Raw genomic sequence first — 22,745 nt, forward strand, 5'->3', positions numbered from 1 at the left:
TTTATACAATCCTTAGTGTTTATGAGCCTTTTATTTTTTATTATATATACATATTCACGATAGCTTCAAATAATTCCTGTTTTCCGCTTTTTGGCTGTGGTTCACCGATTTCGTGAGCTATTCTCTGAAGATCTTCCAGTGTAAGTGTACCATCCTCAAATGCTTTTCCGTTGCCGTTATCAAAAGAAGCATAGCGGTCTGTTCTCAATTTTTTGTAATCTGAATTTTCAAGAATGTCTGCTGCTGCAAGTAGACCTTTAGCAAAAACATCCATTCCTGAAATGTGGGAAATGAATAAGTCTTCAGCATCAATAGAGTTTCTTCTGATTTTAGCATCAAAGTTTACTCCTCCGGTTCCCAGACCTCCTGACGGAAGCAATACAAGCCATGCCTGAACCATGTCATAATAATCGATCGGGAACTGATCGGTATCCCAGCCGTTCTGGTAGTCTCCCCTGTTTGCATCAATACTTCCTAAAAGCCCTGCATCTACAGCAACCTGAAGCTCATGCTCGAATGTATGACCTGCCAATGTAGCGTGGTTAACTTCAATATTCAGCTTAAAATCTTTATCCAATCCGTAATGTCTCAGGAATCCTATTACCGTTTCAGAATCATAATCATACTGATGCTTGGTAGGCTCCATCGGTTTTGGTTCAATCAGGAAAGTACCTTTAAAGCCCTGCTGGCGTGCATAGTCTCTTGACATGGAAAGGAAGCGGGCGAGATGATCTTTTTCTCGCTTCATATCCGTATTTAACAGACTCATATATCCTTCTCTTCCACCCCAGAACACATAATTTTCGCCTCCCAACGCTATCGTAGCATCTATTGAATTTTTTACCTGAGTTCCTGCGCATGCCACAACGTCAAAATTAGGGTTCGTAGAAGCTCCGTTCATGTATCTTTCATGGGTAAAAACATTGGCTGTTCCCCATAAAAGCTTAATTCCTGTTTCCTGCTGCTTTTGTTTTGCATACTCTACAATAGTCTGCATATTCTTCTCATAATCTTTCCAGTTACGGGCCGGGTCTACAAGGTCAATATCATGGAAGCAGTAATAGTTGAAGCCCATTTTAGACATGAATTCAAAACCTGCGTCCATTTTGTGCATTGCTCTGGTCACAGGATCATTTCCGATATCCCAAGGATGATGGATGGTAGGACCTCCGAACGGATCGCTTCCGTTGGCACATAGGGTGTGCCACCATGCCATTGCAAATCTGGTCCAGTCTTTCATAGGTTTTCCCATTACGATCTTTTCAGCATCATAATAGCGGAATGCCAACGGGTTCCTGCTTTCCTTCCCCTCAAACTTAATTTTTCCAATACCTGTAAAAAACTCTTTTTTAGTTGTTAAAGTGTCCATATTTATCTGATTATTTTTAATTTGTTTTTTAATTTTTGCGTAGAGATTCTCTTCTCACTGATTCCCAAGAATCAGTAAGAGGATAAAAAATACTATTGTAATTGTTCTAGATTATTTCGTTAAGATGATGTTTCCATCTGCCATAGGCTTCTAAGTATTGTTCTTGTTTTTCATGTTCAGGCTCTATCACCGCTATTTTTTCAAGTGAGGAAAATGCTTCTCCGGAATCTGAATAAAACCCTATTCCCATTCCGGCAGCTCTTGCTGCTCCTACTGCTCCATCGGTATCATAAAGTTCAATGACCGCATTGCTTACACTGGCCAGCGACTGGCGAAAAATTGAACTTAAAAACATGTTGGCATTTCCTGCACGGATCACCTGGATATTCATTCCGATATTTCTCATGATATCCATTCCGTATTCGTAAGAGAATACAATACCTTCCTGCGCTGCACGCAGTATATCTCCCTTTGTATGTATATTGAAATTAATTCCGTGAATAGAACAGCTTGTATCTTTATTTTCCAGCACTCGTTCAGCTCCGTTTCCAAAGGGAATAATACTTAGTCCTTTGGAACCTATGGGTGAAAGTGAAGCCATATCATTCATATCACCGTAAGAGGAAAGTGATGTTGCAAAATTATGCTTTAGCCAGGAATTTAAGATTCCGGTTCCGTTGATACACAATAAAACTCCCAGCCTAATCTGTTCCGGTGTGTAATTAACATGGGCAAATGTATTTACCCTTGACAGCTTATCATATTCCAGCTGATCCAGAACGCCATATACCACTCCGGAAGTTCCTGCTGTAGAGGCAATTTCCCCGGGGTTAAAAACATTCAGGGAAAGGGCGTTATTAGGCTGATCTCCGGCCCTGTATGAGATAGGAGTGCCTTCTTTTAGTCCCAGCTCTTCAGCTGCTGTCTTAGAAACTGTTGCCTGGATACCGAACGTAGGTACAATTTCAGGAAAAAAACTTTCAGGAATCCCATAGTGGTTCAGGATATCTTCCGAAATACAGTTGTTCTTAAAATCCCAGAAGATTCCTTCCGATAATCCTTCAATCGTCATTCCTATCTGTCCTGAGAGCCTCATCGCTATATAATCTCCCGGGAGCATTATTTTGTCTATCTTTTCAAAAATTTCAGGTTCGTTTTCTTTTACCCATGCAAGCTTTGATGCTGTAAAATTTCCCGGCGAATTTAACAGATGAGTAAGACATCTTTCTTCTCCTATTGCCTTAAACGCTTTCTCACCATAAGGTACAGCACGGCTGTCACACCAGATAATTGACGGTCTTAAAAGGTTCTGATCTTTATCTACCAGAATCAAACCATGCATCTGCCAGGTAATTCCAATTCCTTTAATATCTTCAGCATGTACTCCGGATTCATGCATAACAGCTTCATGCGCCAATTTCAGATTGGTCCACCAGTCAACCGGGTTTTGCTCTGCCCATCCCGGATTTACAGCAGTGATTTTCATTTCTTTTTTGGGAGAAAATTCAGAAGCAATCACTTTTCCACTGGATGCCTCAATGAGACAAACTTTCACAGAAGAACTGCCAATGTCATAGCCTAGTAAGTACATAATTTTTTAGAAGGGTTATTTGATAAGTTTTGTATTGTTTTTCTTGTAAATTTTAGCATCAAATCTGTAATATCTTGCTGCGCGGTGTGATACATCTTTCTGAATTTCATCCAAAGGAACTATATAAGGGAATGAAGATATTTTTTTATGGAAATTCTTAATATCAATATTTTTTTCACTTAAAGCACTGTAGAGCTGATAGAGCTGTCTTATGGTAAATCTTTTTGGCAGCAGCTCAAAAATAATGGAGAAATCAGATTCAATCCATTTTCGGATCTCTATGAGAGATTCTGTGATAATTTTATTATGATCAAATGGCAGCACCGGAACCTCATCAATAGGATACCAGTCTACGGTATCATATTTTGTACTGTTAATTTTATGATCTATTTTACAAAGAGAAAGATAAGCCACTGTAATAATTCTGTCTATATGGTGCTTATATTCCTTATCCATCCATTTTATATCATGTACGTTGCTTGCCCTCATAGGGTCTGCAAAACACCGGAACTGTTTGAGAACCATTTTCTTTATTCCTGTAAGCTCGTGAAGCACTCTTTGTGCAGCATCATCTACATCTTCATCACTAAAAATTAAGCTTCCCGGCAATTTTCTCTGTTTTTCCAGCGGAATATCATCTACATGGCGTTGAACTAATAGTATATTCAACCGGTTTTCATGGTCAAATCCAAACACAACACAATCTACGGAGACATAGGTACGAATAAAGTTCTGATTCATTAGTTTGTTAACATTTTGGTAACATTACAAATATAAAAATTCATCTGAATAAAAAAAATAAATCCTTCATTATCTACTGCTTATCAACACATTACATATCGGTTTTTTATGATAAGAATTGTATAAAAAATATGATAAGGTTATCATTAGTTTTACACTTACCAATTTCATAAAATATGAATTTACAATCAATTGCATTATCAATTGTCCATATCAAAAAAATCAATTTTCAGGATAAATCTTATGATAAGAAAAATCAATTTTTTTTTCAATTAAAATGAAAAAAAAATGTAAAAGGCACACTTTTCATTGCCAAAAACCAAACAAAAACTCATTTTCTTTTACCAATTTTACTGCTCCGGCATTAAAATTTTGTAAATAACGAATATATAGATTAAGATTACGGGGCATAAAGTAAAAGAGCAGGCAGCTGCATTCGGTTATACAATATTATCAATTCAGTATAATAATTCTTTTTCGATATGCCCTAAGCAAATAAATTGAGAAAAGACTATAATTAAATGAAAATGATTTACCCTTTTAGATTGAAAGGTACGGGCACTATTTACAGCTTAATGGATGCTAAAAATTTTAGAGAGGAACCAAACTGATTAAAAAATTTTATTATTTAAATAATTAATCGTAATATTGCGATATATTAATTCTTTAAGAGTATGGGAGCCACCAAAACCGACTATTTTACAGATGAACAAAATAAAATTGCTATAATTGCGAAAGCATTAGGGCATCCCGCAAGAATTGCTATTATTGAGTATTTGTTGAAAGTAAATACTTGTATATGTGGTGATATTGTTAACGAATTGCCATTAGCACAGGCAACGGTTTCCCAACATTTAAAAGAATTAAAGAATGCAGGTCTTATAAAAGGTAACATTGAAGGAACTGCGATTTGCTACTGTATTGATGAAAATACTTTTGGAGTGCTAAAAGATTATTTTTCAAATATAATTCTGAAAACTACCACTCAGAAATGCTGTTAAAGCATTTTTTTACACAAATCTATCGCAATATTGCATTAAACCAATAAATAAAAATTTTATGAAACTATCTGAAATTAAAGAAATCCTATCAACATTAGATAATGTTGAGTTTCAATTAGAAAACGGAACATTTGTTCCTGAACACTTTCATGTAACAGAAGTAGGAACTGTAACAAAACATTTTATCGATTGTGGCGGAACTATTAGAAATGAAAAAGTAGTAAATTTTCAATTATGGAATGCTAACGATTTTGAACATCGCTTAAAACCTTCCAAACTTTTAAATATTATTAAGCTATCAGAAGAAAAACTTGGCATTGAAGACAACGAAATTGAAGTTGAATATCAAAATACAACAATAGGCCGATTTGATTTGGAATTTAACGGAAATAATTTCGTTCTTAAGAATAAAACAACAGCGTGTTTAGCTCAGGATGCCTGCGGAATTCCAACGGAAAAACAAAAAGTAAACTTATCTGAACTTTCCAATCATCAAACGTCTTGTTGTACTCCAGATTCCGGGTGCTGCTAAACTCAGATAAAGCTATGTATCCAAAACTATTAAAAACAATAGAGCTACTGAAAAACCAGGAAATCAGCGAAGATAGAAAAACTATTTTAGCACCACTGGTTGATTTTATTCAGAAAAGATTGGAAGAACAAAAAGAAGTAACCATTAACTTTATTTGCACCCATAATTCAAGGAGAAGCCATTTGTCACAAGTTTGGGCACAGGTTGCAAGTGCATATTATGATTTGCCGGAGGTAACTTGTTATTCCGGAGGTACAGAAGAAACAGCAATGTTTCCCAAAGTTGTAGAGACTTTGCAAGAGCAGGGACTTTCTATTGATAAAATTTCTGATACAGAAAATCCTGTATATGCCGTCAAGTATGATGAAGACAGACACCCAATTATTGGTTTTTCTAAAAGATATGACAGTTCATTTAATCCTACTCATGGTTTTGCTGCAATCATGACCTGTTCTCAGGCGGATGGCGGATGTCCTTTTATTGCAGGCGCAGATAAACGAATTCCAATAACTTTTGAAGATCCTAAAATTTCTGATAATACACCTGAACAAACAAAGGTTTACCATGAAAGAAGCCTGCAGATTGGTGCTGAAATGTTTTATGTGTTTTCACAGATAAAAAAATAAAATGGAAATAATTTCAATTAACAAACATCATTATCCAGATATTGCCAATATATATAAACAAGGTATTGAAACAGGTATTGCAACATTTGAAACCTCAGTACCAACGTGGGAAACCTGGAATGAAAGTAAACTATTACACAGCAGATTTGTAGCTGTTGATCATAATGTTGTCTTAGGCTGGGCTGCTTTATCAAAAGTTAGTAACCGTTGTGTATATGAAGGGGTAGCAGAAGTAAGTATCTATATTTCTGAACATCACAGGGGAAGAGGTGTTGGTAAAATTTTAATGGAAAATGTTATCAAAGAAAGTGAAGCTAATGGTATCTGGACTTTGCAGTCAGGAATGTTTGCGGAAAATGAAGCAACCATAGCATTGCATAAAGCAGTTGGGTTCAGAATCATAGGTTATCGGGAAAAGATAGGTAAAATTGGAGGGGTATGGAAAGATAATGTGATTATGGAAAGAAGAAGTAAAGTAGTTGGAATAGATTAAAAAAATAAAATGCAAACAAAATTAAAATTTCTTGATAGATTCCTTACTTTATGGATATTCCTGGCCATGTTTTTAGGAATAGGCTTAGGATATTTCTTTCCTAATATTTCTGAAGTTACCAATTCCTTATCCATAGGAACAACAAATATTCCGTTGGCAATTGGCTTAATCATTATGATGTACCCTCCGTTAGCAAAGGTTGATTATTCATTATTGCCTAAAGTGTTTCAAGACAAAAAGGCAATTGGAATTTCATTGTTACTGAATTGGATTATCGGTCCGGTTTTAATGTTTTTGTTAGCAATCATTTTCCTGAAAGATGAACCTAATTACATGATTGGTTTAATTCTTATTGGTTTGGCGAGATGCATTGCAATGGTACTTGTGTGGAATGACTTAGCAAAAGGTAATCGTGAGTATGGAGCATTGTTAGTAGCCCTGAACAGTATATTTCAGGTATTAAGTTACAGTTTTATGGTTTGGCTCTTTATCAATGTGTTACCTGAAAAATTAGGTGTGGCTAATTTTAACGTAACTGTATCCATGAAAGACGTTACCGAAAGTGTTTTGATATATTTAGGGATCCCTTTTCTGGCAGGTTTTTTAAGCCGTTATTTTTTAATTAAATCAAAAGGTTTAGAATGGTACAACAGGAAGTTTATTCCTAAAATATCTCCACTGACTTTATATGCGCTTTTATTTACGATTGTATTAATGTTCAGTCTCAAAGGAGATAAGATTTTAGAATTACCATTAGATGTTCTAAAAGTAGCTGTACCCTTAATAGTGTACTTTGTGCTAATGTTCTTTGTGAGTTTCTTTATCAATAAATCATTCAGTATTCCCTATGATAAAAATGCTTCAATAGCTTTTACAGCAACAGGAAATAATTTTGAACTGGCAATTGCAGTAGCGATTGCAGTATTTGGAATCCACTCTCAACAGGCATTTGTGGGAGTAATAGGACCATTGGTAGAAGTTCCTGTTTTAATTTTACTTGTTAGAATCAGTTTATGGTTAAAGAAGAAATATTATACTTAACTCAATACTGTAAATGAGAATTTAGTAACCTTAACCAACCTGCGTTAAGGTTTTTTGTTATGAAAAGATAGGGTAAATTATCTCGATGTTTTTTTCGGGGCGTGAAAATCATGTGATCAATATTGGAAAACATACTGCAAACTATGGTGATGCAAATGAATTTGATCAACGAAAAGAAAAATGAAGTACTATAAGATCATTTTAAAATAAGCAAGTCAATTATTAAAGTGACAAAAAGTAAAAGTGGGTGCAAGAATAAAAAAAGCCCCTAAACAGGGGCTAAAAGTGACCGCAGAAGGATTCGAACCCTCACTGTCGGAGCCGAAATCCGAAGTTCTATCCATTAAACTATGCAGCCAGATTCATGAGCAGTACGAAGGACTGAAAACAGCCTGCTGCTTATGATTTCGAGTGCGAAAATAATGATTTTTTTACAATTTTCCCTAATTATAGAGGCTTAATTCTAAAATCCTTTTTTCTCAGAGTAATTTACAGGTTCTTCACCGCCGTGCCATAACAAAATTACATTTCTTCAAACATTTATATATCAACAATTTACAAAATAAGGTTTCAAAAAAAGAACCTTACATCCGAAAATGTAAGGTTCCTATATTTTTAAATTCTTTAAAACTTAGAAGGTGATTTTCACCCCTCCCAGGATCTGTGCTCCCAATACCTTATAGCCTTTGTAAGTCTGATATTTAGAGCTCAGCAGGTTGTTTCCAAGCGCAAAAACACTGAAATTCTTATGGATTTTATATTCCGCAGACAGGTTCAGATCCGCATAACCGCCTACTTTATCATTCCTGTTTTCTGTAGACTGGAATACCATTCCCGATGGGGCTCCTACCCCTTCAAAAGCAAATGAATTGGTCGTCCGGTCACTTGCGAAGATTCCTTTGAATCCGAGAAGAAGTTTTTTGTCCAGCATCGTATACTTAGCCCCGATGCTTGCGTTTACTAACGGAACGTTGTAAATATCCTCATAGTTTTTCAGGTCATATTTGGTAAATCGTACTTCTCCGTCAAGGATAAGGTTTTCAAGCGGGAAATACTGCACACTTCCTTTGATATCGCTTACATTTCCGTCATCATATACGGCAGAGAATGTATTGGCAAAATCATAGGCAGATCGGTTCAGCGAATATGTATTATTGAAAAGGCTGTTCGCCTGGAAGAACATAATATCCCTCATCTTTCCGTAACCTGCTGAGAAGTCGTATTTGAACGTTTCATCAATATCCCCTCTCAATCCTACATAAAAATGATATTTCGTCTCTGTTGGCTTTAAAAACTGGTCAGAAAGGATGAATGGGTTTGCCTGCAGCATGTCACCATATGTATTCAGCTTCAGACCCCCGTCTACCCCTCCGTAGAATTTAAACTCTTTCGCAGCGGCAAACTGAAACTCAGCCTGCGGGAACCAGTAGCTTTTATTATTTTTCTGCTGGGCAAAAAAATCGTTTGAATTTTTGGAATTCAGGAAGGCAAATGAAGATCCTAACATCAAATAAGAATCTCCTTTTCTGAAGGTTACTTTCGGAAGTAAATTGGTATTCACAAAATTGGATGAATTCTTATCTTCAATACCAAAATCCGTTTTCACGGCTTCAAGCCCTACGCCAAGATCAGCATTCAGATTAATTCCTGATTTTCCGATCTCCACCGCATGCTTGGAAAGGTTAGCCAAAATAGACACCTGGTTTTCCTGAGCGTCAAAATGGTCTTTCAGGAAGGATGATTTTACCCTGATGTCATTCAGGATTTCATTGGAATAAAAATCGTAGTACCCGTTTACTTTGAACTGGTTGACTTTCTGCTTCAGATCAACTCCTGCATCCGGCTGAAGCGCGTAAATACCGTAATAGTTATAATTATTCAGGCCATATTCCGCATTAATATTGAATTTCCCTTTTTCCCCGTAAGAATTAAGGAACGCTCCCAATGTTGCTGAACTCTGCTTGGATTTCCAGTCGTACTCTTTCTTCAGCCCGTTGGTAGAAAGAACATGCACATCCGCCCCGATCTCAATCTTATTCTCCAGCGTTTTGGAAATGTTCGCATCCGCAAGAATCTTTCCGTAATTCCCCATTCCAAACTGGAAATAGTTGTTCTGGGCCGTTCCTTCAAATTTCGGAGCCACATCTTCCCCCTGAATTGTAGAAGTTTTAAAATCTGAAACCGCAGGCACATCCGTAATCGTATATTTTACAGGATTCTGGGATTTCTCTTCAGGCGGATAATTCTTAATGGTTTCTACAGAAGTTTTCTTCTTCTCAATCTTCTTCACTTCCGGCTCTCTTTTCTTATTAAGAATCAGTTTTTCTTCTTTGATCTGGGAGAACGCGAATTGCGAAACTCCTAAGAATAATATGGATAATAATTGAATTTTTCTGTTCATTACTATGAGTGTATTTATGTGTTCACGTAAAATGTTTACATGAACAGGATACTGCATTTTTACTTTTTAATCTGCTTTTTAACCTCTTTTGCTTCTGCTACAATCTCAGGGAAATCTTTATAGTTTTCAATGATCTGATCGCAGGTATAACTTGCCTGGTAATTATCTTTCAGTCCGATATAATTTTTCGCCATCAGTACCAGCGCTTTGGCTCCCCAGTAATCTTCTGAAGCATAGTTATTAGCCAGCTTAAAGATTGTTTCATTGGAAGATTTATAAGCTTTCCCTTTATTCTGATAATATGCTTTTGCATACAGTGCTTCCGCTGCTACAGAGGTATTGGAAGATTTTTCAAGCGAAGCATATGAAGTCTGGGCATCTTTATCTTTCCCTGAATTCATCAGGCTTCTTGCTTTAATTACCTTGGCGGTTTCAATTACTGCCGCAGAGTTTTTCGTATTGGCAATAACCGCATCAGCCAGTTTTTCAGCCTGGGAGAAATTTTTCTCATCTGCATACAGCTTCATCAGCTCTACATTCGCATAGTTTCTGATGCTGATATTGGACGAGTTTTTGATATTTTCGAGATACTTTTTCGCTTCATTATTATTACCCTGCGCGATAAAGATCTGAGCTAAACGAGTTTGTGCATCATCCTGGTAATCGTTCTGAACCCCAGCTACTTCCTGTAAAACAAGTAAAGCTTTAGTTGAATTATTGGTCTGGTAATAACTTTCCCCTAATTCATACTTTGCCTGGTACAGTCCCTCACCTGTAGGATTTTGGGTCAGATACTTCTCGTAATAAGAAATTGCATTTTTATAGTCTTTCTTCGTGAAATACTGTTTTCCTGTAGAAAGGTTGATTTCATCAATTTCAGAAGCGTCCACATTTACACCAATATTTCGGGCAAAATTCTCATATCCTGAAACGTCTCCGTTTTTCGTAAAAATAGGTTTAGCCGCCTGAACAATCTTGCCGGCGTAAGCAGTATTTTTATATTGCTCTCCCAGTGATTTCAGTTCAGAAAGTGCTTTATCATTCTGATTCTGGTCAATGTAATTCTGGGCTCTGTATATAGAAGCATTAGCAATAAGATCCTTATCAGAAGAGGTTTTAATCACCTTTCCGAAATAATCGTTGGAATTGGCATAATCATCCTGTGCTGCATAAGCCGTTCCAATTTCGTACTGGGCATCATCGTAATATTCAGAACCCGGATATTTGGATAAAAGGGTTTTCATATTGGTGATCTTAGCCTGAGTATCGCCTTTAAACCCTAAGGCCATAGCCTTCTGATACAAAGTATAATCTGTAGCATCTTCGTTCTTATCATAAATAGCGATTGCTTCATTCAGGTCATTGTTGGCATAATGAATATCTGCCAGACGAAGCTCTGCATCATTTTTGAATTCCGGCTTCGGATTGCTCAGATACTGTTTGAAATAAGTCGCTGCCTGATCAAATTTCTTGGATTTGAAATAAGCATATCCCAAATCATAAGATAACTGCTGTTTTTCAGGGAAATTTTCATTAAGCAGTTTTTCATAGCGCACAATGGCAGACGGATAATTTCCTTTCTGATAATACACCTGACCCAGCCAGTATAGTGCTCTGTTATAAAATTCTTTATTGATGCTGAATCCTAAACTTCTTAGGAAATATTTTTCAGCCTCATCATAGTTTCCTTTGTTGAATTCTTCCGTTCCCAAAAGATAAGAAACCTCCTGATCCACTTTATTGATTTCCGGAGTAGAGCTCTGTAGTTTATCAATAGCATTCAGGGTTTCCTGATAGTTTCCGGAATACAGATAAGATTTTACCAGAAGTGATCTCATTTCCGGAGCATTGGCATCATTCTGGTTGTTATTGATATAGCTTTGAATAACTGCTGAAGGACTTTCAAACGGGTTTCCGATATCGTAGCTAAGCTTGGCATACTGCTCGTGAGCCAGCTTTTTAACTTTCGCATCATAATCCATCTGGTAAGAGGAACGGAATGCAGAAAGGGCTTCCTGTTTTTTATCTACCGCCAGATAAGCATTTCCCAGCTGATAGTAAGCATTCTGGGCCAAAGCTGAATTACTGTTAAGGAGCTGATTGTAATAAGAAACCGCTTCATCGTACTTTTTCAGCTGAGCTGCCACGAACCCCATCTCATACAGGTCATTTTCAGACGGATTCTGCTGTACATTCAAATAATCTTTAAGATGCGGATAAGCCGAAGTATAATCATTTTTCATGAAATAGCTTTCCCCGATGATCTTGTGAACCTCTGCTTTATACGACTCGGAAATATTTTCGTTAAGCAATGCATTTCCTTCTGTAATAGCCTGATCGTAATTCTTATCATTATAATACATCTGTACATAATAAGGACGGACAAGCTTTGAGAATTTCGGGTCATCTTTCACTGAATCAAAATACTGGAAAGCGCGGTCATTCTGCCTGTTGGAATAATAAAGATGTCCCAGCATATAGGCAATATCCCCTTTTTGTGACTGATCAGCCGTTTTATAGGCTTCTTCCAGGGCATCGGTAGCCCCTTTAGAGTCGCCGGTCATGAATTTAGCATATCCCAGCTTCAGAATATACTGTGTATTTTCTTCTTTTGAAAGCTGGTACTGATTGACCTTTTTCAGGGTTTCCAGCGCTTTGTCAAAATCTTTTTTGGCCAGATAATAATCCGCCAGCGGAAGATTGGCCTGGGCAAAATAAGCAGAATTCGGATATTCTTTCATGAAAGCCGTTAATCCTTCTTCGGCATGATTCTTCTGAAGGATAACCCCGATCACATTATCAAAAAACTGCGCTGCCTCTTTTTTTGAGCGTGACAAATTCTGATTATAGAAGTACTGTCTTGCATATTCATACTGGGAAGCATTATATATTTTGGTCTGATAAAGATTTTCAGCTAAATTGAACCTGTAATTTTCTTTCTGTGTAAAATATTGAGACTGTTGAGCATCGGAAATTCCGAAATAAATGACCGCAGCCGCTAAAAGTATTTTTTTTGATTTCATTCTTTTTTGAATAAAAAAATTAGTCTATTATATCAACGAAAGTATTGAAAACTTATTGCTTAAACAAGTCTGCGGCGGGAGTTTAAGGAAAAATATGGAAAATTTAGCTATTTTTTAACATACTTTTATAATTATCATTACTTTTGTTTTTTTTCAAATCAAATATAGTTATTGAATGAATCAACTTTTCAGAAGAAAAATCTACTCAGATACAGACACATCAACGGGTCTTTTAAGGGTATTGGGAGTATGGGACATTGTTTTTTTTGGTATTGCGGCCATCATAGGTGCAGGAAGTTTCAGCAGCTTGGGTGAAGCCGTTTTCCGAGGAGGTCCCGGTGTTATCCTGCTATATTTGATATGTGGATTTGCCTGCGGATTTACAGCGTTATGCTATGCTGAATTTGCCAGCAGAATCCCTACAGCTGGTTCGGCCTATACCTATGCTTATGCCAGCTTCGGAGAACTTATTGCCTGGATTATCGGCTGGGCACTGATTATGGAATATTCTTTCGGAAATATTTATGTAGCCTTTTCCTGGTCTGATTATTTTACCAGCTTTTTGGAACGCCTGGGCATGCATATTCCTGATTATCTTACCTGCAGCTATACGGAAGCCAGAAAAGCCATTCAGAATGGCTCTGAAAACAAAGAGCTGCTTAATGCCTGGAAAACCGCACCACTGATCGGAAGCCTTAAATTTATTGTGGACGTTCCTGCCTTAGTGATCAATGGCCTGATTACATGGCTTTGCTATGTAGGCGTAAAGGAAAGTAAAAATTTCAATAATTCTCTTGTTATCTTAAAACTGGCTGTTATTGTATTGGTAATCCTTGTTGGAGCTTCTTACGTAAGTATTGAAAACTGGACACCTGTAAGTCCAGCTACAGGAACTCCGTCCATCATGCCTAACGGATTTGCCGGAGTGATGAGTGCCGTTTCCGGAGTATTTTTCGCTTACATCGGCTTTGATGCTTTAAGCGTACTTTCCGAAGAAACCAAAGATCCGCAAAAGACATTACCCAAGGGAATGATCATCTCTCTTGTTCTGTGTACTTTTATTTATATCGCCCTCACCCTTGTTCTTACAGGAATGGTAGATTACAGAAAGTTTGACGGAGTTGGGGACCCTCTTTCATTCATATTTGAAAAAACAAACGCTAATGTAGCATGGATGGAGCTTATCGTTTCATTTGTGGCTATTGTTGCAATTACAACTGTACTTTTGGTATTCCAGATGGGACAGCCGAGGATCTGGTACGCTATGAGCCGTGACGGGCTGATGCCCCAGAGATTCCAGAAGGTACATCCTAAATACAAAACACCTTCTTACGCTACTATCATAACGGGAGTTGTGGTTGGAATTCCCATTTTATTTACTGATAAAACATTTATCCTGGATTTTACCAGCATAGGAACTATTTTCGCGTTTGTACTGGTTTGTGCCGGAGTACTTCTTCTTCCTGCTAAAGAAAAAATCAAAGGAAGATTTCACCTTCCCTATCTAAACGGAAAAATTATTTTCCCTGTTATTTTCATCGGTGGATTAGTAGCTTTCTATTACTGGCAGCCGGAATTTTTCCATAATCTTATGGACTGGAAAGATCCTAAGGAAGGTGAATTCAGAGCCTCTATATTTTTCTTTATCCTGATCAACCTTATCCTGTGTATTGTAACATTCATCAAGAATCTCTCCCTGATCCCCCTGATCGGTTTAAGCTCATGTCTGTATCTTCTTACCGGAATGAGCCATGACAACTGGTTCTGGTTCGGATTATGGTTCGCTATAGGAATGGTAATTTACTTCGGGTATGGCTATAGAAACAGTAAACTTGGCCAAGAAATAAAATAAACAATTTATAGAAAGAGCAAAAGGGCGAAAAGGCAGATCAGCAGTTTCGCCCTTTTACTTTTATATTAAACAAAATCGGCAGAATTATTGCTTTAGCTTACTGAGCAACATCAAACTACATCACCATGTCAGAAAGAATAAAAACTTACAGAGAATTTTATCAGTTCTACCTTACTGAGCACAGTAAAATGGGAACCCGGATTTTTCATTTTATAGGAACCCTTCTTGTCTTTGTTGTTATCTGGTATGTTATCAGTTCCGGAAAAGAGCGGTTTTTATGGTATATTCCTATCTTTGGATATGGTTTTGCATGGTTCAGTCATGCTGTTATTGAAAAAAATAAGCCCGCTACGTTCAGATATCCATTGTGGTCTTTAATTTCAGATTTCCGGCTGTTTTTTGAGCTTTTGATTGGAAAGCAGAAATTCACAGGCATTGAAACCCAGCCTGAAGATTCACAGAAATTATAACCTCACTGAATTTTGAAGGAGTCTGCTATTTTTTGAAACGTAAAATTAATTTAACAGGATAATGATTAAATTCCTTTGCGTGGTTGCGCCAAACCACAAAAAATTGGTCTTATCTTCAAATAGCTAACTGTACCGTTATTCATCCTTACAAAATTTAACGTTTATTCAATATTGTTTTTCAAGAATATCATAGTGAACAGTGTTCATTACTTTTTCTGCCAAGGCGTCTCCATCAACTTTAACACGATTAGGAATGTAGGAGGACAATGTGATTGTTTTATCCTGATTTAAAGTAACAACGGATTCTTCAAGAATCTGATCACCCACGTAAAACAGAATTCTGTCTTCAGTTATTTTCCAGAAAGAAAGTCTTGGTTCACCAGGTGTACAATTTCCGGAACTTCCTTCTATACGGTTATAAACTGCAAACCCGTCTTCCCTGATGGAGTAATTCCTCATCAGGCGGCAGTCATCAAAATCTTTAACCACCTTTTTACCATTTTCATAAAATCCGGCTTCTTTCAGCTTCCAGAATCCGATGACATCTTCTTTTTTTATTTTTTGTGCATTACACAGAAAAACCGCTGTAAAAAACAATATCCCTGCCCCAATTCTATTCGTCATTGATCTTTTTTATTTCGAGAAACGAAGATACAATAATATTAATATCTTATCAGGCAGGAACATCCAAATTATAAGAAAGCCTTCAGCAATACATTTTAATTTCTTCACTCCATGTTCAGGTTAATATTATTTAATTCTGCACAATTATCATTTTGCGTTAAAACATCAGGAATATTCAAATTAAATTATTAAAAATTTATAAATCAGAGAAAATCCATAGAAAAAATTTCGGCATGGTAATTGTCAATTAGGCTAAAAAATAAGTTTATGAAAAGTATCACAACCATTCTAAAAGGAACTTTTCCTGCACTGGCACTATTTGCCATGACGCAATGCACAACAGCCAACGCAGCAGGAGCTGATGAAAAAACCTTTATCGTAGGACCGGAAACGGCCGACTGTACCGGAGTAGCTCCGATGAAATGCCTTCAGGTAAAAGAAAAAGCTTCTGAAAACTGGACCAACTTCTACACCAACATTGAAGGATTCACTTATGAACCCGGATATGAATATGTTCTGAAAGTAAAAACTGAAAAGATCGCCAACCCTCCGGCTGACGGATCTTCTATAAAATACACATTGGTAAAACAGGTTTCCAAAACGAAAAAAAATACGGCTAATACCGGTGAAAAAACGTTAATCGTAGGATCTCAAACTGTAGACTGTTCTGCAGGTGCGGGGCGTATGAAGTGCATGCAGGTAAAAGAGGATGCTTCAGGAAGCTGGACTAATTTCTATTCTCAGATTGAAGGATTCACATATGAGCCCGGATACGAATATGTTCTGAAAGTAAAGACAGAGAAAATCGCCAATCCTCCGGCGGATGCTTCTTCTATAAAATATACCCTGATAGAACAGGTTTCTAAAACGAAAAAATAATCAAAAAACGCCCGGCTTCGCCGGGCGTTTTTTGATTAAAACCGGAAGAAGCCGGATGTAAGTTTTTATTTTTTCAGTTCTACAGTAACTTTTCTCTTCCGCTTCCCTCTCTTTATTTCCTGGATTAAGAATTTTTCTGAGGCGGTTCCGGATATTTTCCTTTAGTTGCTTCTCCTACTGTATTGGCAGTTGTCATTGCCACCACCAGATCATTAAGCATATTGCTTGCCGCAGTTGGTGAATTGGGGAGAAGGACCAGATTACTCCGGTTGCTTGCTCCTACAGCATGTAAAGTATCGTAGTGCTGTGTAACTACAATCAGCGCTGAAGCTTCATGAGAATTGATGTTCACATTATTCAGCATACGCACGGATTCTTCAAGACCTTTCGCGATTTCCCGTCTCTGGTCTGCAATTCCCTGTCCCTGAAGTTTCTTGGATTCAGCTTCTGCTTTAGCTACCGCCACAATTCTGATTCTTTGGGCTTCAGATTCATACTCTGCTGCCGTCTTCTCTCTTTCTGCGGCATTGATCCTGTTCATAGCATGCTTTACCTGCTCGTCCGGATCAATATCGGTGACCAAAGCTTTGATAATATCGTATCCGTAACTGTTCATCGCTTCCTGAAGCTCGCTTTTCACCGCTACTGCAATATCATCTTTTCTGACAAAAACATCATCCAGCTTCAGCTTGGGAACTTCAGCACGAACTACATCAAATACAAAAGAGGTAATCTGGTTTTCAGGATTTTCCAGACGATAATAAGCGTCTCCTACCTGGTTTCTGATGACCTGGTACTGAACTGATATTTTCATTTTGATGAATACGTTATCCAGTGTTTTGGTATCGATCATAACGTCCAGCTGCTGAATTCTCAGATTCAGTCTTTTGGCGATCTGGTCAATAATCGGAAGCTTGAGATGCAGCCCGGAATGTCTCACAGTCTGAAATTTCCCGAAACGTTCAATAATAGCCGCCGTCTCCTGCTTAACCACAAAAAAGGAAGCGAATAAAATAATCAGTCCGAAAAAAATAATGGGTGCTAAGTAAAGACTCATAATTTAATTTTTAAGTATTAGTTCTGATAAAGATAGAATAATTTAGTTTTAAATCTGCTATATTTACAAGCAATGACCTTATAGTATATCATGAAAACTATTCTATTACGATCACTGCCAACAATTTCCTGTTTAAAGACACAGGAATTCCAGCTATAAAAAGCCTACTGATTAAGGTCTGTTTTTTTTAAATTCATCAACAATGGATATACAGAATCCAGGAGTGCAATTCTTATTCTGAAAATACCTGTTGCGCTTTAATTAAACAGTCATTCCGATATCAATCCCTTTGATTTTCCTGTAAAGATCAGTAGCAAAATTATCGGTCATTCCTGAAACAAAATCAATTACCCCGAGAACTTTCTGGTAATCAGTTCCCTCTTCGTATACAAACTGTCTCGGAAGAAGTTTCAGTGCTTTTTTATCATAAGATTTCCTCTCGTCTTCCGGTTTCAGGATTGATGGTATGAAATGGTCAAGAAGCTCATACATAACGTTGTAGCCGGCATTTTCAATTTCCACTACCGCTTTATGGTTGTAAATCTTTTCAATGGAAAATGATTCAATGTCGTGTAATGCCCTGTTTTCAGCTTTGTAAACATCAAGAAGGGCTTTGTCCAGATTTCCATTAAGAATCGTTTCAAAATTATTCCTGTAAATTTCAAGTGACTTATTAATCAAAGCATTAATCGCTTTCGCTCTCAGGTAGGAAATCTTTTCATTTTCATTAGAAATGGAGGCCAGTTTGTTTTTTACGCGTTCTATATCGTTACTTTCTGATTTTACCAGCTCAAAAAACAGATTTTCACAGTCAGCCGTTGATACAATTCCCAGCCTGTGGGCATCTTCCATATCAATAATATTGTAGCAGATATCATCTGCTGCTTCTACCAGCCATACAAAAGGATGTCTTTTGAAAATATACGGTTCAGTGCTTTCTGTAATCAGGTTGGTTCCCCTGGCAATCTCTAAGAACAGATCTTTTTCATTCTGGAAAAATCCGAATTTCTTCCGATGTATAATTCCTTTTTTCTTAGCCACAGCCTCACAGGGATATTTGGCAATACTGGCCAATGTAGAAAACGTCAGCTGAATTCCTCCGTCGTCTTTTCCCTGCTGGCGTTGGGCCAGAACTCTTATGGCGTTGGCGTTTCCTTCAAAATTTACCAGATCTGCCCATTCTTTTTCGTTGAATTTCGGTTTCAGGTCCTTTTCATTTCTTTCAAAATAGCTTGCAATGGCATCTTCACCTGAGTGCCCAAATGCAGGGTTTCCCACATCATGACATAAACAGGCAGCCGCAATTACGTTTCCTAAATTATGGAGATAAAAATTTCTTGAATCTTCTGTAAGCTCGTTTCTGTAGGTTTCTGAAATAAATTCACCGATGATGCTTCCTAAACTTCTTCCTACCGATGATACTTCTAGCGAGTGGGTCAGCCTGTTGTGTACAAAGACACTTCCGGGAAGAGGGAAAACCTGGGTTTTATTCTGTAACCTTCTGAAGGCAGAAGAGAAAATAATTCGGTCGAAATCTCTCTGAAAATCAGTTCTTGAAGCTTTAGTATGCGGATTGTTCCCTGTACGCTGATTGGTAAAAATCTGGTTTAAGTTCATCATTTTTCAAAATTACTCCAAATTTTATTTTTACGGAATAGTATTTGAACTTTTATTAAAAAGCAAAATTATGCCTGAAGGTCCATCTATACTTATCATGAAAGAAAGCCTGCAGCATTTTACCGGCAAAACGGTGACAGAAGCTTCAGGCAATGCCCAATTCGACAAAAATCCTCTGATTGGCCAGACTCTTCTGGAAATCCGTACTTTCGGGAAGCAGACTTATCTTATTTTCGGGGAACATGCTATTCGTATTCATTTGCTGATGTTCGGCTCATACAGTATTGATGAACAGACGAAACCGGACCAAAGCCTCCGCCTGTCACTGCATTTCCGGTCAGAAAGCATGTATTTTTACACCTGTTCCGTGAAGCTCGTTGATTCTGAATTTCTGTCTTCCATTGACTGGGAAGCCGATGTCATGAGTGAACAGTGGAATCCGGAAAAAGCAGAGCTGAAACTGAAAGCTAAACCGGAAATGATGGTTTGTGATGCTTTAATGAATCAGGATATTTTTTCCGGAGTGGGCAATATTATCAAAAACGAGGTTCTGTTCAGAATCGGAATACAGCCGGAAAGCCTTGTAGGAAAACTGCCTGCTAAAAAGCAGAAAGAACTTATTGCCGAAGCCCGGAACTACAGTTTTGACTTTCTGAAATGGAAAAAGGAGTTTGTCCTGAAAAAGCACTGGCTGGTTCACACGAAAACAATCTGTCCGAAATGCGGATTAAAACTGATAAAAAAACAGACCGGCTTAGGAAAAAGACGAAGTTTTTACTGTGAAAAAGACCAGAAACTTTATTCATAATACTACTGTTAAGTTAAATGCGGATTAAAGAGAGCAGAAAATTTTTGTAATTTTTTCTGCTGCCCATTCACGAATTGCTAATCAGAATTCAGGAATCCGCCTGCATATTTTGTAAAGAATTCAGATCTGTAGACCTCTCCTATGGGAATTTCAGATTCATCGATATAGATATTATGATTATCGAATGAATCAATAAAATCTATGTTCACCACATATGATTTACTGACCCTCAGAAAGGTATTCCAGGAAATTTTCTGATGAATGGTTTTCAGATTCATGGCTGTAATAAGCTTTTGCTGGCGGGTATGGATTACAACATAATCTTTCAGGCCTTCAATAAATTTAATATCTGAAAAGCTGATCTTATAGAACCGGCGGTCTGCTTTTATAAACAGGAAATCTGCAGTATTGGATTCTACGGTATTTTTTATGGTATCCTTAGATAAAAGTTCGGTATACAGGATGGCTTTATCTATTGCTTTTTGAAGCCGTTCAGGGTTAACAGGCTTCAGGAGATAGTCTACTGCTTCCAGCTCATAACTTTTCAGTGCGTATTGGGAATATGCTGTTGTAAAGATAACCAGTGATCCTTCGGGCAGCATTCCGGCGAATTCAAGGCCGGTAACCATGGGCATCTCAATATCCAGAAAAATAAGGTCTGTTTCATGGGTTTTAAGAAAATCCAATGCTGCCGGTGCATTAGAAAACTCCCCGAGAATATCCACTTTTGAAATTTCACTGATCAATGAGCGCATTTCAGCCCTTGCCAGCGGTTCATCATCTACTATAATACAATTCATACAGGAATTTTTAAGTTTACGGTATATTCTTTTTCTCCGGAATCAATTTTCAGGTCAAATGTACTGCCATATAATAGTTCCAGTCTTCTTTTACTATTGGCAAGCCCCAGTCCGCTGTACTTTTCGTTGGATATCATAAATTTTGGATCTCTGGAATTGATACAGGTAAAGAACAATTCTTTATTGTCGACTCTGATGATAATCCTGATATAAGAACCTTTTCCGCTGATATCAGCACTGTGTTTTACAGCATTTTCAACAAAAGTAGTGAATAGATTGGGAGGAATAAAAATATTCTTTGAAGCTCTGTTTTCTGTATCAGCTTCAATATCAAAGGAAAAATTTTCTCTTCTTATCTTTTCGAGAGCAAGAAAGTTGGAAAGGAAATCAATCTCTGAGGCCAGCAGCGTCTTTTCTTCACTGTTTTCGTAAAGCTGATATCTAAGGAATTCTGACAGCTTAACGATCACTGTGGATGCTTTTTCCGGATCTGTCCGGGTAAGTGCTTTCACATTATTCAGCATATTGAACAGAAAATGCGGATTGATCTGATTACGGAGTTCATTCAGTTCCATCTGAAGGGTAAGATTACTGAGTTCCATAATCCTTTTGTTGTCATGAATCCATTTCTGTAAAAGCTTTACGGTAGTAGTGGTAAGAATAATGGGTACACACATCAGAACTCCTTCATAGATACTTCCCTTTTCGCCTTCTTTTTTTATGTTGATAATTCTAAAATCGGAGAATAGTGTTTTAAATCCATACCCGATAATATTCAGCCCTATTACTCCCATTAAAACCAACAGTATAAGATACGTAATATATTTTGCCCTAAAAAAGAACCTGGGTACGAGAACATAGATATTAATGTAAACCATTGTAATCAGCATTATATACACAAAAAAGAGAATGTAATACTGATATATACCGGAATACCAATGCCAGAACCGGGCACTGTAAAGCAGGAGAAAAAAGAAAACCAAAAACAGCAGGTGCCTGGAAAGTCTGAACCGGTCTTCCGTAAGAAAGTCCATAACAAGTGTTTCTTTGAATCTGTAGCTGCTCAATTTCATATTTTCCGGAGTAATAAATACAGGAACAAAAATAGAGAATACCGCAAACTATTCATATAATATTATACCAACCCTGAATTTTATTATACCAATTTTCCTCTTTTCTGATTTTGTATAATATAAATGCGGTTTCGTATAAAAATCTCCGGCAGCATATTTATTCTTTATTTCTTTGCCCCGTTCAAATTATGCTTATGGAATTAGCCGTTTTTCAGGAATTAACAAAGGAAATAACTTCAAAATGTTCTTATATGACAGAATCCCAACAGGAAGAAAAAGTAATACAGCTTATTGATCTTCATCATTTTGCAGAATGCTATCATCAGCCCCTCAAAATCCTGAACTATATTCAGCATCCTATTAATATTATAGAAGAAAAAGGTATCCGGAAAGGTATTTTATTTTATGATATGAAACATTCCACGCCATTTGACTGGAATGCGTTTGAGGAATTCAAAAGGCATAATGAACTCAAAGAGCTCTGGTTTGTTTTTGTAGAAGAGGATCTGACCACCGACAGCACCCGCTATACCGATTTCATCATCGAAAACAGCATTGAAATATTTTATGACAGAATATTCAGGTTCAACTTTTTCCAGTCTGCCATCCAACAATTAAAATAACATCATGAAAACATCGGGAACAGCTCGTCCTCTTTTTTAATGAAAATCGCCTGACTTTTATATTAAGCCGGACCATCCTGCCAATAAACTTAACCACCTTATCTATCATCTATAAAAACACCCC

General features: G+C 37.2%; 20 protein-coding genes and 1 tRNA gene. 10 read left to right on the top strand and 11 right to left on the bottom strand.

Going from position 1 to position 22,745, the window contains the following annotated elements:
• Positions 1–40 precede the first annotated feature (40 nt).
• The 3 genes from xylA to AOB46_RS00955 form a co-directional block, all read right to left on the bottom strand.
• Positions 41–1,369 (bottom strand): xylose isomerase, encoded by a 1,329-nt coding sequence (xylA, locus tag AOB46_RS00945; RefSeq protein WP_062696175.1) that lies wholly within the window; start codon positions 1,367–1,369, stop codon positions 41–43.
• Positions 1,370–1,475: 106 nt separating this feature from the next.
• On the bottom strand, positions 1,476–2,960 hold the full coding sequence (locus AOB46_RS00950; protein WP_062696176.1) for a xylulokinase: 1,485 nt from the start codon (positions 2,958–2,960) through the stop codon (positions 1,476–1,478).
• A gap of 15 nt (positions 2,961–2,975) precedes the next feature.
• The gene (locus AOB46_RS00955) at positions 2,976–3,701 is read right to left on the bottom strand and encodes an NUDIX hydrolase (RefSeq protein WP_062696177.1); all 726 of its coding nucleotides are present in this window, start codon (positions 3,699–3,701) and stop codon (positions 2,976–2,978) included.
• 674 nt (positions 3,702–4,375) lie between these two features.
• Here AOB46_RS00955 and AOB46_RS00960 point away from each other — a divergent pair.
• Genes AOB46_RS00960 through arsB form a run of 5 tightly spaced genes read left to right on the top strand, consistent with a single transcriptional unit; the run spans position 4,376 to position 7,394 of the window.
• Complete coding sequence (locus AOB46_RS00960; protein WP_062696178.1) at positions 4,376–4,702, top strand: ArsR/SmtB family transcription factor; 327 nt, start codon at positions 4,376–4,378, stop codon at positions 4,700–4,702.
• A gap of 58 nt (positions 4,703–4,760) precedes the next feature.
• Positions 4,761–5,234, top strand: a complete 474-nt coding sequence (locus tag AOB46_RS00965; protein WP_062696179.1) for a DUF6428 family protein — start codon at positions 4,761–4,763, stop codon at positions 5,232–5,234.
• Positions 5,235–5,248: 14 nt separating this feature from the next.
• Complete coding sequence (locus AOB46_RS00970) at positions 5,249–5,860, top strand: low molecular weight phosphatase family protein (protein ID WP_062696767.1); 612 nt, start codon at positions 5,249–5,251, stop codon at positions 5,858–5,860.
• Position 5,861: 1 nt separating this feature from the next.
• Positions 5,862–6,353: a GNAT family N-acetyltransferase gene (locus AOB46_RS00975; protein WP_062696180.1), complete on the top strand. Its 492-nt coding sequence runs from the start codon at positions 5,862–5,864 to the stop codon at positions 6,351–6,353.
• 9 nt (positions 6,354–6,362) lie between these two features.
• Positions 6,363–7,394, top strand: coding sequence for an ACR3 family arsenite efflux transporter (gene arsB / locus AOB46_RS00980; protein WP_062696181.1), 1,032 nt, complete (start codon positions 6,363–6,365; stop codon positions 7,392–7,394).
• A 286-nt stretch (positions 7,395–7,680) separates the two neighbouring features.
• On the opposite strand, the gene AOB46_RS00985 is transcribed toward arsB, so the two are convergent.
• The 3 genes from AOB46_RS00985 to AOB46_RS00995 form a co-directional block, all read right to left on the bottom strand.
• Positions 7,681–7,752, bottom strand: a tRNA-Arg gene (locus AOB46_RS00985).
• 273 nt (positions 7,753–8,025) lie between these two features.
• The gene (locus AOB46_RS00990; protein WP_062696182.1) at positions 8,026–9,795 is read right to left on the bottom strand and encodes a TonB-dependent receptor; all 1,770 of its coding nucleotides are present in this window, start codon (positions 9,793–9,795) and stop codon (positions 8,026–8,028) included.
• A 59-nt stretch (positions 9,796–9,854) separates the two neighbouring features.
• Positions 9,855–12,818: a tetratricopeptide repeat protein gene (locus AOB46_RS00995; protein WP_062696183.1), complete on the bottom strand. Its 2,964-nt coding sequence runs from the start codon at positions 12,816–12,818 to the stop codon at positions 9,855–9,857.
• A gap of 175 nt (positions 12,819–12,993) precedes the next feature.
• On the opposite strand from AOB46_RS00995, the gene AOB46_RS01000 reads away from it, so the two are divergent.
• Together AOB46_RS01000 and AOB46_RS01005 are read left to right on the top strand one after the other, a co-directional pair.
• Positions 12,994–14,670 (top strand): APC family permease, encoded by a 1,677-nt coding sequence (locus AOB46_RS01000; RefSeq protein WP_062696184.1) that lies wholly within the window; start codon positions 12,994–12,996, stop codon positions 14,668–14,670.
• A 125-nt stretch (positions 14,671–14,795) separates the two neighbouring features.
• Positions 14,796–15,140, top strand: a complete 345-nt coding sequence (locus tag AOB46_RS01005; protein ID WP_062696185.1) for a DUF962 domain-containing protein — start codon at positions 14,796–14,798, stop codon at positions 15,138–15,140.
• A 165-nt stretch (positions 15,141–15,305) separates the two neighbouring features.
• Here AOB46_RS01005 and AOB46_RS01010 read toward each other — a convergent pair whose 3' ends face one another.
• On the bottom strand, positions 15,306–15,764 hold the full coding sequence (locus AOB46_RS01010; protein ID WP_062696186.1) for a lipocalin family protein: 459 nt from the start codon (positions 15,762–15,764) through the stop codon (positions 15,306–15,308).
• Positions 15,765–16,031: 267 nt separating this feature from the next.
• On the opposite strand from AOB46_RS01010, the gene AOB46_RS23775 reads away from it, so the two are divergent.
• A complete protein-coding gene (locus AOB46_RS23775; protein ID WP_082376990.1) occupies positions 16,032–16,643 on the top strand; it encodes a DUF4377 domain-containing protein in 612 nt (203 codons plus the stop codon).
• A 124-nt stretch (positions 16,644–16,767) separates the two neighbouring features.
• Here the strand turns inward: AOB46_RS23775 and AOB46_RS01020 are convergent, their stop codons facing one another.
• Both AOB46_RS01020 and AOB46_RS01025 read right to left on the bottom strand, forming a co-directional pair.
• The gene (locus AOB46_RS01020; RefSeq protein WP_062696187.1) at positions 16,768–17,700 is read right to left on the bottom strand and encodes an SPFH domain-containing protein; all 933 of its coding nucleotides are present in this window, start codon (positions 17,698–17,700) and stop codon (positions 16,768–16,770) included.
• 261 nt (positions 17,701–17,961) lie between these two features.
• Positions 17,962–19,317: a deoxyguanosinetriphosphate triphosphohydrolase gene (locus AOB46_RS01025; protein WP_062696188.1), complete on the bottom strand. Its 1,356-nt coding sequence runs from the start codon at positions 19,315–19,317 to the stop codon at positions 17,962–17,964.
• A gap of 70 nt (positions 19,318–19,387) precedes the next feature.
• Here AOB46_RS01025 and AOB46_RS01030 point away from each other — a divergent pair, with 70 nt between their 5' ends.
• A complete protein-coding gene (locus tag AOB46_RS01030; RefSeq protein ID WP_062696768.1) occupies positions 19,388–20,125 on the top strand; it encodes a DNA-formamidopyrimidine glycosylase family protein in 738 nt (245 codons plus the stop codon).
• 77 nt (positions 20,126–20,202) lie between these two features.
• On the opposite strand, the gene AOB46_RS01035 is transcribed toward AOB46_RS01030, so the two are convergent.
• Entirely contained in the window at positions 20,203–20,925 is a 723-nt protein-coding gene (locus tag AOB46_RS01035) for a LytR/AlgR family response regulator transcription factor (protein WP_062696189.1), read from the bottom strand.
• On the bottom strand, positions 20,922–21,998 hold the full coding sequence (locus tag AOB46_RS01040) for a sensor histidine kinase (RefSeq protein ID WP_062696190.1): 1,077 nt from the start codon (positions 21,996–21,998) through the stop codon (positions 20,922–20,924). Before AOB46_RS01040 ends, AOB46_RS01035 begins: the two co-directional genes overlap by 4 nt.
• Before the next feature lie 251 nt (positions 21,999–22,249).
• Here AOB46_RS01040 and AOB46_RS01045 point away from each other — a divergent pair, with 251 nt between their 5' ends.
• Complete coding sequence (locus AOB46_RS01045) at positions 22,250–22,621, top strand: hypothetical protein (protein WP_241489140.1); 372 nt, start codon at positions 22,250–22,252, stop codon at positions 22,619–22,621.
• Positions 22,622–22,745: the final 124 nt, after the last annotated feature.

Source organism: Chryseobacterium indologenes, from assembly GCF_001295265.1.
In the GTDB taxonomy this organism is placed as follows: Bacteria; Bacteroidota; Bacteroidia; order Flavobacteriales; family Weeksellaceae; genus Chryseobacterium; species Chryseobacterium indologenes_A.